Origin of the sequence: Piscinibacter gummiphilus (assembly GCF_032681285.1) — a bacterium.
Taxonomy (GTDB): Bacteria; Pseudomonadota; Gammaproteobacteria; order Burkholderiales; family Burkholderiaceae_C; genus Rhizobacter; species Rhizobacter gummiphilus_A.
Map to the genome: position 1 here is coordinate 1,359,373 of NZ_CP136336.1, position 13,840 is coordinate 1,373,212.

5 protein-coding genes are annotated in these 13,840 nt (G+C 65.4%); all 5 read left to right on the top strand.

Translation table 11 applies throughout. The features are described from left to right. The first annotated feature begins 1 nt into the window (after position 1). The 5 genes from RXV79_RS06575 to RXV79_RS06595 are packed head-to-tail and all read left to right on the top strand — an operon-like array spanning position 2 to position 13,793. Positions 2-2,878 carry a DUF8741 domain-containing protein gene (locus tag RXV79_RS06575; protein ID WP_316702604.1) on the top strand — a complete coding sequence of 959 codons (2,877 nt, stop codon included), beginning with the start codon at positions 2-4 and terminating at the stop codon, positions 2,876-2,878. Between the two features lie 4 nt (positions 2,879-2,882). Continuing rightward, positions 2,883-7,787: an Eco57I restriction-modification methylase domain-containing protein gene (locus RXV79_RS06580; protein ID WP_304303401.1), complete on the top strand. Its 4,905-nt coding sequence runs from the start codon at positions 2,883-2,885 to the stop codon at positions 7,785-7,787. A gap of 9 nt (positions 7,788-7,796) precedes the next feature. Continuing rightward, entirely contained in the window at positions 7,797-9,782 is a 1,986-nt protein-coding gene (locus RXV79_RS06585; RefSeq protein ID WP_304303402.1) for a hypothetical protein, read from the top strand. Beyond that, entirely contained in the window at positions 9,779-10,666 is an 888-nt protein-coding gene (locus RXV79_RS06590) for a Hachiman antiphage defense system protein HamA (protein ID WP_304303403.1), read from the top strand. Before RXV79_RS06585 ends, RXV79_RS06590 begins: the two co-directional genes overlap by 4 nt. Further along, positions 10,656-13,793 (top strand): DEAD/DEAH box helicase, encoded by a 3,138-nt coding sequence (locus RXV79_RS06595; RefSeq protein WP_304303404.1) that lies wholly within the window; start codon positions 10,656-10,658, stop codon positions 13,791-13,793. The genes RXV79_RS06590 and RXV79_RS06595 overlap by 11 nt, the downstream gene beginning before the upstream one ends. Positions 13,794-13,840: the final 47 nt, after the last annotated feature.

The window sequence follows — 13,840 nt, forward strand, 5'->3', positions numbered from 1 at the left end:
CATGAATGCTCCGACGCCGGAATTTCTCCTGGGCAGCCTGGTTGCGGCCCGTGGCCGCGAGTGGATAGTGCTACCCGAATCCGACACGCAAACCCTGCGACTGCGCCCCCTGGGCGGTGGTGAGCGCGACGAAACGCTCATCTACCTGCCCCTGGAACGCCAGCCGGTCCAACCAGCCACCTTTCCCTGGCCCTCTGTCGAGCAGGCGCGCAATCACTCGGCCAGCCAACTGCTCCTGGATGCCCTGCAGCTCAAGTTGCGCAACGGCGCCGGCCCGTTCCGCAGCTTCGGCAACATCGCCGTCGAGCCGCGCGCCTACCAGCTGGTGCCGCTGCTGATGGCGCTCAAGCAACCGACGGTGCGCCTGCTGATTGCCGACGATGTCGGTATCGGGAAGACCATCGAGGGCGCGCTCATCGCGCGCGAGTTGCTCGACCGCGGTGAGGTCCAGCGCCTGGCCGTGCTGTGCCCGCCACACCTGTGCGAGCAGTGGCAGCGTGAGCTGGCGGAACGCTTCCACATTCAAGCCGTCGTCGTCCGCTCCAACACTGCTGACCGCCTGGAGCGCGACCTGCCACCCGGCACCTCGGTATTCCATGCCCACCCCTACACCGTGGTGAGCCTGGACTACATCAAGTCCGAGCGGCGGCGCGAAGCCTTCCAGCGCTTCTGCCCCGAGTTCGTCATCGTCGACGAGGCCCATACCTGCACCCAGGCCGGCCAGGGCCGCCAACAGCGCTACCAATTGCTCAAGGGCCTGGCGGCTGACGCGACGCGCCACCTCGTGCTGCTCACCGCCACGCCACACAGCGGTGACGAAGAGGCGTTCTTCAACCTGCTGGGCCTGCTGCGTCCCGACTTCACCCAGCTGAAGGACCTGCCCGCAGGCCAGCGCAGCGACCTGCGGGAAGACCTGTCACGCCACTTCGTCCAGCGCCGTCGGCCTGACATCGCAGAGTGGCAAGACACGTCGATGTTCCCCGACCGCCGCTCGGCCGAAATCACCTACAAGCTCACCGGTGCCTGGGGCCAGCTTTTCAACGATGTGCTGGCCTATGCGCGGGAGTTGGTCGAACGCTCCGAAGGGCAGGCCCTGCGCGAACAGCGCATGAACTGGTGGGCTGCCCTGGCGCTGCTGCGCTGCATCTCGTCGTCCCCGGCCGCTGCCGTGAACGCGCTGCGCACCCGCCTTCAGGGCGCTCTGGGCGAAGCAGGCCAGGCCGAGGCCACCTCGCTGGAGGAGTTCGAAGCCCAGGCCAGCGACCGCGTGCTGGACGGCACCGACGATGCCTTGTCCACCGACGACATCGAACCCGGCGCCCAGACCGAAGACAGCCAGCGCCTGCAGGCCCTCATGGCCAGCGCCGCCGCCCTGGCCGGCCAGCAGAACGACCCCAAGCTCGCCAAGCTGCAGGAGCACGTCGCCTTGCTGCTGAAAGAAGGCTTCCAGCCCGTTGTCTTCTGCCGCTACATCGCCACGGCGCATTACCTGGCCGCCGCTCTGCAGGAGAAATTCAAGTCCGTCACCGTCAAGGCCGTGACGGGCGAGCTGACGCCCGACGAACGGGAGGCGGCGGTCGACCAGTTGGGCGAGAGCGAGTTCCGCGTCCTGGTGGCCACCGACTGCCTGTCCGAGGGCATCAACTTGCAGGGCCTGTTCACTGCCGTCGTGCACTACGACCTCAGCTGGAACCCGACGCGCCACGAACAGCGCGAAGGCCGCGTGGACCGTTTCGGGCAGAAGGCGCGCGAGGTGCGCAGCACGATGCTGTACGGCGAGGACAACCCCGTCGATGGCGCCGTCCTGCAGGTCATCTTGCGCAAGGCCGAAAGCATCCGCAAGGAGCTGGGCGTGCTGGTGCCGATGCCCGACAACGAGGGCAAGCTCACGCAGGCGCTGATGAACGCCGTGCTGCTGCGCAAGGGTGCGCTCAACGCCCAGTCGCAGCTGGACCTCTTCGGCGAGCCGGCCAAGGAAATCGACCTGGCCTGGCAGAGCGCCAAGGAGAAAGCCAAACAGAACCGCAGTATCTTTGCCCAGCGCCGGCTGAAGCCCGAGGACGTACTACCGGAGTGGCGCAAGTCGGCCGCAGTGCTCGGTGGCGAGGCCGAGGTCGAGCGCTTCGTCAGCCGTGCCGCTGCCCAGCTCGGCGCGCCGCTGCAGCCCACATCCCAAAAGTCCGGGCAGCATTTCAAGCTGCTGACCGAGCACTTGCCGCCTGCCGTGCGCGAGCGCCTCGCGGCAGAGGGCTTGGCCAATACCCTGCGCATCGACTTTCACCAACCCGCAGCGCAGGGCGCCACCTTCGTCCACCGTACTCATCCGCTGGTGTCCGTCCTGGCCGGCACGCTGCTTGAACAAGCCCTCGACGAGGGCGCGCCTGCGGCCGACGACACCGCGGTGGCTCGCGCCGGCGCTGCCTTCGTGAAGGGCGTGTCGCTCAAGACCACCGTGCTGCTGCTGCGAATCCGCCACCAGCTCACCGTCAGCCATGGCAACCAGACCCGTCTGCTGATGTGCGAGGAAGCCGTGGCCGTGGCCGCCATGGGCTCCGAGCCTTTTGCCGAACTCGCCCCCGACATGACCCGCCAACTGTTGGGAGCCGAAGCCACCCGCAACATGCCCGCGCCGCTGCGCGACCGGCAGCTCCAGGCCACCCTCGACGCTTTGCCCGCTTGGCAGCCCCAGCTCGAAGCCATGGCCAAGGCCCGGGCCCAAGCACTGCTGGCCGACCACCGTCGTGTGCGCGAGGCCGCCGAAGGCCGCGGCAGCTATCAGGTCACCGCCAGCCTGCCGGTCGATGTGATGGGCCTGTACGTGCTGCTGCCTGACGCTGGCTCGGTGGCCGGCGCCGCCACCAACGCCATGGGAGCCTGACACCATGGCCAAGAAGCCCCTCCACCAACTCGCCTACCGCGCCATCCGCATCGAAGGCGGCCTGCTCCCCGCCGAGGAACTGAACCGCCTGACCCTGCTGGCCGACCCCAAGGCCACGGAACAGACCGAAGCCCACTACCGCATCGCCAAGGGCCTGAAGCTGCGCGACGAGATTGCGCGGGACTTCAAGATTGCGCTCACCCTCTGGCAAGACTTCCAGGCCCTACGCCGGCGGCAGGACGTGCAGGCCCACGACGTCACGGTGCGTGAATGGCTGCTGCCGCTGCTGCGCGATGTGCTGCACTTCCATGACGCCGCACGCTGCCCGGCCATCCAGCACGCCGGCCACCAGTACGCCATCGGGCACGCGGGCACCGGCGGTCGGGTGCCGCTGGTCTTCGCCGGCTTTGACCAGCCACTGGACAGCGCCGCCGGGCGCTTCGGCGAGACCAACCCCGACACCAACAAGACCCGCCGCCGAAGCCCCTTCATGCTGGCGCAAGAGGCGCTGAACGCCAGCGATGCGTCACTGTGGGCCATCGTCAGCAACGGCCTGACGCTGCGCATCCTGCGCGACAACGCCAGCCTCACGCGCCCGGCCTACATCGAGGTTGACCTCGAAGCCCTGTTCACCGAGGAGCTGCTGGCCGACTTCAGCGCCTTCTGGCTGCTGGCCCATGCCTCACGTTTCGGCACGGCCGAGACGCCACCCACCGGCTGCCCCTGGGAGCGGTGGCGTGCCGCAGGTCAGCAGGCCGGCGTCACCGTGCGCGGCAAGCTGCGCTACCAGGTAGCCGAGGCGCTGCGGGCGCTGGGCACAGGCTTCCTTTCGCACCCTGCCAACGGCGCCCTGCGCGCCGCGCTGCAAAGCACCCAGGACGGGTACGACCGCCAGGCCTTCTTCGAAGAGCTGCTGCGCCTGGTCTACCGACTCATCTTCCTGGCCACGGTGGAAGACCGGCGTGACAGGGGCACCGGCGAGCGTCTGGTCTTCGCCCCCGACGCCAGCGACGAGGCCAAGGCCCGCTACCTGGCCGGCTACTCCCTCACCTGGCTGCGCGAGCGCTCCGTGCGCCGCAGCCAGCACGACCGCCATGCCGACCTGTGGCAGGCGCTGAGCATCACCTTCGGCGCTTTGGGCACCGGCGAGGCAGCTTTGGGCCTGCCCGCGCTGGGCGGCCTGTTCGACGCCGACCAGTGCCCACGCCTGCACGCTGCCCAGCTCGACAACCGCCACCTGCTGGCCGCCGTATTTCAGCTCGGCTGGTTTCGCGCCGACGGCGGCCTCTCCCGCGTCAACTACCGCGACATGGGCCCCGAAGAGCTGGGCAGCGTCTACGAAAGCCTGCTGGAGCTGGTGCCCGACCTGCAGGGCCTGGCGTCGCCCGCGACGGCCCGCCTGGCCTTTGTGGGCGATGACGAAAGCGACGCCAGCACCAAGGGCAACACCCGCAAGCTGACCGGCAGCTACTACACGCCCGACAGCCTTGTGCAAGAGCTCATCAAGAGCGCACTTGAGCCAGTCATCGCGCAGACGGTGAAGGCCAACCCCGAGCAGCCGGTGCAGGCCCTGCTCGCGCTCACCGTGTGCGACCCCGCCTGCGGCAGCGGCCACTTCCTGCTGTCTGCCGCGCGGCGCCTGGCCGACGAGGTGGCGCTCCATCGTGCCGCCGCAGAGCGCGAAGGGGGTGCCCCCATGCCATCGGACTACCGCCACGCGCTGCGCGACGTGGTGGGCCGCTGCATCTTCGGCGTGGACAAAAACCCCATGGCCATCCAGTTGGCCAAGACGGCGCTGTGGCTGGAGGCCTATTCGCCTGACAGGCCGCTCAGCTTCGTGGACCACCACCTGCGCGTGGGCGACGCACTGCTGGGCGTGCTGGACCCGAAGGTGCTGGAGGGCGGCATCCCCGACGAGGCCTACACCGCGCTCTCGGGCGACGACAAGGCCGTGGCCAGCGCGCTGAAGAAGCAGAACAAGGCCGACCTGAAGAGCTGGCGGCAGATTGCCGGCGGCGACCTGCTCACGCACGCCGGCCTGGCCGCACAGGCCGTCAGCGTCGAGACGCTGAACGACGACACCCCCGAGCACCTGGCCGCCAAGCGCCAGGCCTGGGTTACGGCTGAAGGCCTGGCGCAGCGCAGCACCTTCGCCCGTCTGGCGGATACCTATGTGGCGGCCTTCCTGGCGCCCAAGCTGGCCGGGGCAGGCGACACCGTGCCGCTGTCGGGCTACCTGTGGGGTGTGCTGAGCGGCCAGGCGCCGAACGGCGGCCAGGGTGCGGCGGTGGAGCACGCCGCCCAGGCCCTGTGCCGCCAGCACAGCGTCTTCCACTGGTGGCTGGCCTTCCCGCAGGTGGCAGCCCAGGGCGGCTTCAGCGTGATGCTGGGTAACCCGCCGTGGGAACAACTGCAGCTCAGCGAGGAAGAGTTTTTCGCGCCCCGTGCGCCCTCTGTCGCCGCACTTGCGGGCGACAAGCGAAAGAAAGCGATTGCCGAGCTGGAACACACGGCGCCTTGGTTGTGGGAGCAGTTTCACAGCGCCAAGCGGCAGTACGACGCAGCGAACGTGTTCTTCCGCGCGGGTGGACGTTTTCCGCTCGCAGCCTTCGGCAAGCTCAACACCTATGCGTTGTTCTCCGAGGCTTTCCTTCAGGCGACATCGGCGAAGGGCCGCGCCGGCTTCATCGTGCCCACCGGCATCGCCACCGACGATTCCACCAAGGCCTACTTTGGTCACATCGCCGGTGGCGGCCGATTGGCGGCGCTCTATGACTTCGAGAACAGCGAAGCGGTATTCCCCGCGGTCCACCGCAGCTACAAGTTCTCCCTGCTCACGCTGGGTGCAGCACCACGGGCCGAGTTCGTCTGTTTCGCCACCCAGGTGGAGCACCTCGCTGACGAACGCCGCCGCTTCACGCTGGCGCCCGACGAATTCGCCCTCATCAACCCCAACACGCGCACCTGCCCCGTGTTCCGCAGCGAGCACGACGCCGAGCTGACCAAGAAGCTCTACCGCGCCGCGCCCGTGCTCATCCGTGAGGCGGGCACCGACAACGAGAGCACGATCCTCCAGACCGAGGTGAACCCTTGGGGCATCTCGTTCTCGCAGGGGCTGTTCAACATGACCAGCGACAGCGGCCTGTTCGCCGATGCACCCGCCGCCACAGGCCAGCCCGCACGCCTGCCGCTGTACGAGGCGAAGATGATTCACCAGTTCGACCACCGCTGGGCCACCTACGTGGACGCCGCTGGCGGGGCGTCGGGCGATGTGGAAACCGCTGACGTGAGCGAGGCGCAGAAGGCAAACCCCGCCTTCGCCGTGCGCCCACGCTACTGGGTGGACGAGCGCGAGGTGCTGGCCCGCATCGCCCGCGTGCCCACGCGCGTGGCGCGTGCCTGGCTCGCGCTGCACGCTGCGCAGGATGCGACAGTGCTGGACACCGCGCTGGCAGACCTGCTGCTGGCCTTGGCCCAATGGGTGGCCGGTGAGCTGTTCCATCGCCAGGCCGGCGCCGCCCCGGCGGGCGATGGCTGGACACCCACCCAGGCCCAAACCCACATCGCGCCCAACGAGGCTCAGCTCAAGGCCCGCTTCCCGCGCCTGAACGACGTGCTGCGCGGCGAGGGCCTGACCACCAGGAAGGCCTTGGCCGACTTCCCCAAATGGGCCACGCAGAACCGGGAAGCCCGCCTGGACGATGGCGAACTGGCCGCCCTGGCCGAGGCGCTGCGTGCCGTTGCGCTGGCCGACGCGCTGCGGGCGCTGCTGGACCACTGGATGGACCGGCGCAGTCCGCGGTGGTTGATGGGGTGGCGGGATATTTGCCGCAGCACGGACGAGCGAACGGTGATTGCGTCGGTGGTGCCGAGGGTGGGGGTCGGGCACACGATGCCCCTCCTGTTCACTGAAGAGCAGCCGCCCCTATGTGCCGCCATGTTGGGGAACTGGTGTTCCCTGGCCTTCGACTACGTTGCGCGAACCAAGGTTGGAGGGACTCACCTGACCTACGGCTACTTGAAGCAGTTCCCAGTGCTGCCGCCTGACCGCTACACCGACGCCGACCTCGCCTTCATCGTCCCCCGCGTCCTCGAACTTACCTACACCGCGCACGACCTGCAGGCCTGGGGCAAGGACCTCGCGGCCTACGACCCGCGCCCCGCCGCCGAGCAGGGCCAGCCCTTCGCCTGGAACCCCGAACGCCGCGCCCAACTGCGCGCCGAACTCGACGCCTGCTACGCCCGCCTCTACGGCCTCACACGCGACGAACTGCGCTACATCCTCGACCCCAAGGACGTGATGGGCGCCGACTACCCGAGCGAGACCTTCCGGGTGCTGAAGGAAGGCGAGATGCGAACTTACGGTGAGTACCGAACGCGGAGGCTGGTGCTGGAGGCGTGGGACCAGCAGGCCAGCGTGTCGTCCGCGGCGCAGCCGGTGCCCGTGTCGTATTCCGAGCTCGGAATGATTCGCAATGCCGAAGAAGGCCGCCTGGCCGGCCTGGTGACGGCACTGGTTGCTGAGCGAACGGTGGGCTGTTCGCTGGCGGACATCCAGTCAGCGGTGGCTGCGTTGGCAGCGGCTGGGCACTACCTGGCCCCTGCAGACGGCGCGCGCTTCGACGCCTTGCGCGCGGCGCTCGGGATAGCCGACATGACACCTCTGCTGAGTCGCGTCCTGCCCATCGTGCAGCGCTTGGCTGGCGCTGATGTGCTTGTGCGTTCAACCCGGGGCAGCGAGGCGTTCTACGCGCGCGGCGCGGGCGCGCCACCTGGCGATGTCATCCAACTGCCAGAGCATCCCGAAGCTGCTCGGCTTCTGTGGCGGGCCGAACGTCAGCGCGTAGCCGCAGAGGCCGATAACAGCGCGGCGCTACCGGCCAGCCCAAAGGCCACCGGTACACAGTAGGAGGACTCCATGGCAACCTGGCTCAAGGCAATTCAACCGGTTCGCACGCAGCCCAGGCTTTGGGTTGAAACGCTGTGGTTGATCGAATCCCGTGAGCCGTTGGTGCTCACGCGCACCATCGACCTGCACACCGGGCTGAACATCGTCTGGGCCAAGGAGTCCGCTTCGAACGACGCCTCGGGGTTGGCGAGCGCCGGTCACGGCGTGGGCAAGACCTCGCTGTGCTTGTTGCTGCGTTACGTGCTGGGCGACGATGCCCCGGCCATCGCCACGCTGCGTAGCAAGGCGGCCGTCAGCTTTCCCAAAGGCGGAGTGGCGGCAAAGGTCCATGTGGATGGCGCCGCCTGGTTGGTCTTCAGGCCGTACGGCTTGTACAGCCACTCCCTGGCCGCCCAATGCGACGGCCTGGACCGATTGTTCGATGGCACGGCGGCGAACGACTTCGACGGTTATGGCCGCGCACTGGAGCAGTTCTCGATAGGCCGGCTTGCGGCCCGCTCTTTGCCCGGGACAAATCAGCCGCTCGAATGGCGCCATCTGCTGGCCTGGTGCATCCGGGAACAGCGAACCCGCTTCGACGGCTTCTACCACTGGCGTGAGGGCGAAGGCCTGGGCTTCAAGCGCTCACGGCGTGACCCGCCGTTGCTGGTCGGCTCGGTGCTCGGCCTGGTTGACCAGGCGTTGGACCAGTTGCTGCGCGACATCGAGGCCAAGCAGAAGCAGGTCGACCAGTGCAAGGAGCGCATCCCCGAGCTCGAACGGGCACCGGCCTTCGCGCTGGCCCATGCCGACCGCCAACTGCGCCTGAAGGTGCGGGCGGAAGAAGACGAATCCGTCTTCGCAACCACGATTGGCGAATCGGTCGAGTCTCGTGTTCAGGCGGCGCTGCAAAAGGCCGAGTCGGACGAGCGCGGATGGGAGCGCGAAGTGGAACAAGCCGACGAAGCCCTGGCCAAGGAACAAGTGCGCCTGCATGAGCTAACCAAAGCCCGCGACCTGGCGAAGGTTGAAAACGAAATGGCCAAGTCATTGGTCGACGCAAAGCAAGAGGACTTTGAGCGTCTGACCAAGGTTCGAGACCGGTTGGCCGGCCTGGAGGGGCGATGCGACCCAGGGAATCTCGAGTTCAGCGCGTGCGAGCACGTCCAGAGGAACAAGAGCGCCGTCAACATGACCTGGTTCCAAGACGGCAAGCAGGCCAAGGCCGATGCTTCCTTGTTCGCTGCGCGCCATCAGGCCAGCACGGTCGCGCTCGACAAGGCCGAGAAGGCGGTCTCTGACCAAAAGAAGCTCATCGCCAAGAAGAGGCCTGAACTTCACCAACTGCGCGTTCGCATCGCCACGAGCGAAACCTCGCGAACGTTCTTGAAGCAGTCCTGGGACGACCTCCAGTTGAAGCACACCCAACGGAACCAGGGCGGTGACGCGGCGGAACTGGCCGATGCGCGGAAGCAACTTCTGGAGTTCGAGTCAGCGTTGAACTCCCTTCGGGCGGCAGAGGTTGTCCAACGGTCTCAGCAGTCGTCGAGAGTCGACGCCCTCAAGGCCCTGACGGCCACCGTGTCGACCAGACTCCTCGGTGCCGAGGGACACGCGCAATTCGTCCCAGGGCATGAGGTCCGCCCCTTCGAAGTGGCACGTGGCGGTGAGGCCTACCAGGTGCTGGAGGTGTTACTCGGCGACATCGTGTGCTTACTCGATTCGGCGACTTCCGACGCCAGCCATCACCCGGGCTTCCTGGTTCACGACTGCCCGCGAGAGGCGGACATGAGCGAGCTCCTGTATCGGGAGTTCTTCTTCGCCGCTGCTGAGGCGGCGGAGCAGCTTGGCGGCGAAGGTAGCATCGCGCCGTTCCAGTTCATCGTCACGACGACTTCTGCGCCTCCGCCCGCGCTTCAAGGGGCACGAGTTGTAGCGCTAGAGCTGGAACCTGGCGTCGAAGAAAAGCTGCTCTTCCGACGGGAACTGCAGCCCCTTCTTTCTGGTTTCGAATGACGCCTACTACAACACACCTAGCTCCGGACGAACCGGCGGCGGCAGCGATTGATGTCGCCGCTTTGAATCAAGGCGCTAAGCCGGCATACCTTCAACACCTCAAACTGGCCGAGCCGCTGACGTTGGACGGCGGCGGCAAGTGTGAGGTTTGGGACCTTGAGGTGGCTGCCGATGCAGATTGCCTCAGTGAGTGGGCAATCCGATTCCGGCAGACTTATTGTCCTGACAGCGATATTGACATCCTCCGTGCGGGCACTGGTAAGTCGCGAGCGGAATACCTGTTGGAGCTGGTCTTCCCAGACAAGAGCGCAGCGCCAGGGCCTGGTGTCCGGTCGGGTGACTTTGCAGAACTGCTAGTCTCAGACTACGTCGAGTTCATCCTCGGCTACTGGGTACCGCGCGGGAAGTACGCCGAGAAGGGAAGCCGAAACGAGTCAGTCAAGGGAGTCGACATTGTCGGCTTCAAGTGTCCTGATGCTGGGCAGCCGAAGGCCACTGACGAGATGTTGACCTTTGAGGCAAAGGCTCAACTAGGGGATGGCAAGTACAAGAACCGCCTTCAGGACGCGGTCGACGACTCGAGCAAGGACTACCTGCGAGCAGCAGAGACGCTGGCCGCGATGAAGCGCCGCATGCATGTATCCGGCGAGCGTGCGTCGATGCTGGTCGTGGAGCGATTTCAGAACGCCGTCGACCGACCCTACCGGCTTCTATCAGGAGCGGCTGCCATTCTTTCTGGCACGGCGTTCGATGCGGATGGCATCAAGGGAACCTCCATTACCAAACACAACAACGCAGGCAACTTGAGCCTGATTGCGGTCAAAGGCAAAGACCTGATGGCACTGGCCCACGCCTTGTACCAGCGAGCAGCCGATGAAGCCTGAATTCAGCAGTCGTCGGTACTTTGGCATCACTCGGTCCAAGGGGAAGATGTACGAGCTTGGGCTGCCTGAAGAGTCCCATATCGCCGTACCGGAAGGGGTAGAGCCTGCAGCCCTCTTTCCCCTGTCTGTCGGTACGCTGGTGGATGCGTCGGCAGCGCTCAATGACGCCGAAGACGGCCAGGGTAGATTGGCCGACGACTTGCTGGACGACCTCGGCTTTGCGGCGAGCTTCTTCGATGCCTACCTGGGCTCCCGATTCGATACCGAGATTTCGCGGGAGGTCACGCTGCTCGCTTCCGCCAGCTACTTCTTGGGCCAGCGCCCGGGCAGCAGTCTGGTGCTTGCGCGGCGCCTCCAGGCGGACGGTGTCAATGCGATTGAGCAGTTTGCGGTCTGGGCATTGCAGGCCGCCTGGCGTCAGCCGCCTGCCTTGGCCGCGCACTGGCTGACCGGGCTGCTTTACGAACTTTCCATCCGCCTGATGAGCCACTTTAACGACGGCTCGCCACCCGAGTCAGTGGTTGAACTGCTGAACGAGGTCCGTCGCTTGACCTACGCCAACGGCACCTCCCACGAAGTTGTTCTCGTGGAGGTCGCATCCGCGGTGGTTAAGCTGCGCTTGGCGAGCTCGGCATGGGCACTCATGCCCGGGTTCAGCGCCCTGGGTGGTGCCGCTTGGGCGGACGCGATTCGCCGTCCGGGCTTCCCCAAGGAACTCTGGCCGTCCCAGAGGTTGCTCGGCAAGGCCGGGCTCTTCGCTGGGAAGTCAGGCGTTGTCCAGATGCCCACGAGCGCGGGCAAGACACGTTCGGTTGAGGTCATTCTCCGCAGCGCATTCCTGGCCGACCGGACGCGGGTCGCGGTGCTCGTCGCGCCGTTCCGCGCCCTATGCCATGAGATTGCTACTTCTCTCCGTCACGCGTTCAAGGGCGAGGACGTCAAGGTCAATGAGCTTTCTGATGCACTACAACTGGACTTTGTCGACCAGTTGGCAGAGTTGCTTGGCCAGACGTCCCCGACAACGCGCCACCTGATGGTGCTCACACCGGAGAAGCTGCTGTATGTGCTCAGGCAAGAGCCGACCTTGGTTGCGCAAATCGGCATGGTGGTCTACGACGAGGGTCACCAATTCGATACCGGACCACGCGGCATCACTTACGAACTTCTGCTGACAGAAATCAAGGCGCTGCTAAGTCCATCGGCGCAGACCGTGCTCATCTCCGCGGTCATCAAGAACGCCATCGCAGTCGGCACGTGGCTTATCGGCACCGAGCCCAACGTCGTGGACGGTACGGGCCTGTTGTCCACGGCCCGGTCGGTTGCCTTTGCGACGTGGAGCGAGCGGCTCGGACAGCTCTTGTTCTTCGAGTCTGGTAGCTATGCTCGGCCGGACTACTTCGTTCCGCGGAGCATCGAATCCCAAGAGCTGCAGCTTCGTCGAAGGGAGCGAAATCCGCGCGTCTTCCCGGAGAAAGGTGACGACGCATGGAAGGACGTGTCTCTCTACCTAGGAATCCGGCTGGCGCCAAATGGTGCGGTGGCCATATTTTGTGGCCGCAAGGACACCGCCAGCGGGTTGGCAGCGCGTGCAGTGGAGGTGTACGAGCGAGGTTTCAACCTGCCGGCCCCTGCAGCTGCCTCAGACGCAGATGAGATTCAACGCCTGACGCACCTGGCCACGCAGCACTTCGGCAAGGATTCGACGATGGCGAAGGCTGCTGCGCTCGGCGTGTTTGTTCACCACGGAACGACGCCCCAAGGAATGCGTCTGTCCATTGAGCATGCTATGCAGGGTGAACTCATCAAGCTGGTGATTTGCACGTCGACCTTGGCTCAAGGGGTCAACTTACCGATTCGGTACCTCATTGTCTCTGGGGTGAACCAAGGCGCTGAACGCATTAAGACGCGGGACTTTCAGAACTTGATTGGCCGCGCTGGCCGGGCCGGCATGCACACCGAAGGACTTGTCCTCTTCGCGGACCCCAAGGTCATCGACAACCGTCAAGGGGAACGGTGGCGCCTGGACGCCGCGGTCGGGCTGTTGAAGCCGGAGAACTCTGAGGAGACGTCGAGTTCACTTCTCGAACTGGTGGCCCCCATCTCGTCGCCTGATGGCAGGTACCCGCTGCCAGTACCAATGGCCGAGGTACTGCAGGCCTACTTCAAGCGCGGAGAGGAGTTGCTCGCTTGGGCAAAGCAGATGACCGACGCTCATCACCGACTTGGATTTGACCAGCGGTCGCTGACGAAGGAGATTTCTGAAAGGCAAGCGCTGCTCTCCGCCCTCGAAAGCTATTTGATGGCCAACCGTGGCGTCGAGGACTTCGAAACCGTGCTGCCCAGGGTGCGCGTGCTGGCGGCCTCGACACTTGCCTACTCTCTGGCCGACGAGGCTACGAAGTCCTTGCTTGTGCAGCTCTTTGAGTTGGCTGCCACACACATTGAGCAGTTGGTCCCCGAGCCTGCCCGACAGGCTGCATACGCAAAGACTCTGCTGGGCGTGTTCGATTCGACGAGGGTGGAGACCTGGGTTCTGGGGCGTGCAGATGCATTGCGGACCCTCGCGACAACCGATGAATGGTTGCAAGAAATTTGGCCGCTTTTCAATACTGTGATTGACGACAAGTTGCTGACGGGCATGGAACCCGCCGGCATCTCGATGCAGCTCGCGCAGGGATGGATGCGCGGGGATTCCTATCGACAGCTGATTGATGCGGCCGCGGGTGCTGAAGCTTCAAAGCCCTGGGGAGAAAATGGTCGGCGCAAGCTGACTGACGCCGATGTACTTCAGTTCCTAGAGGGCTGCCTTGGTTTTGACTGTCCGCTGGTCGCTGCCGCCGTTGGTCAGTTCCTCTTCGGGACGACAGGGCTCAGTAGTGAGGAGGCTGCGGCGCTAAATGAATTCCAAAAATCATTGGCGTACGGCCTGCCAAGCAAACTTTCAGTTGCGACCTACGAGGCCGGTCTGGCTGACCGGCATATCGCTCAGGATGTCGCGATTGACATTTGGCTAGCCGGGTATGAAGGGGCTTATTTCCGCGCCGCTCTGCCAGAGTACCGCGAGGTGGTTGCCAAAACACTTTTGGCCTATCCGTCTTACTTCGGTGCTGTGCTCGAAAGTCTTTGATTCGCAGGGCTTGCTGCCGTCCATTTGCGGTCGTTTAGTGGAGGAAG

Bases quoted from the DNA above. Each gene is read 5' to 3' on its own strand.
- RXV79_RS06575 (WP_316702604.1), top strand. From the start codon at position 2: ATGAATGCTCCGACGCCGGAATTTCTCCTGGGCAGCCTGGTTGCGGCC.
- RXV79_RS06580 (WP_304303401.1), top strand. From the start codon at position 2,883: ATGGCCAAGAAGCCCCTCCACCAACTCGCCTACCGCGCCATCCGCATC.
- RXV79_RS06585 (WP_304303402.1), top strand. From the start codon at position 7,797: ATGGCAACCTGGCTCAAGGCAATTCAACCGGTTCGCACGCAGCCCAGG.
- RXV79_RS06590 (WP_304303403.1), top strand. From the start codon at position 9,779: ATGACGCCTACTACAACACACCTAGCTCCGGACGAACCGGCGGCGGCA.
- RXV79_RS06595 (WP_304303404.1), top strand. From the start codon at position 10,656: ATGAAGCCTGAATTCAGCAGTCGTCGGTACTTTGGCATCACTCGGTCC.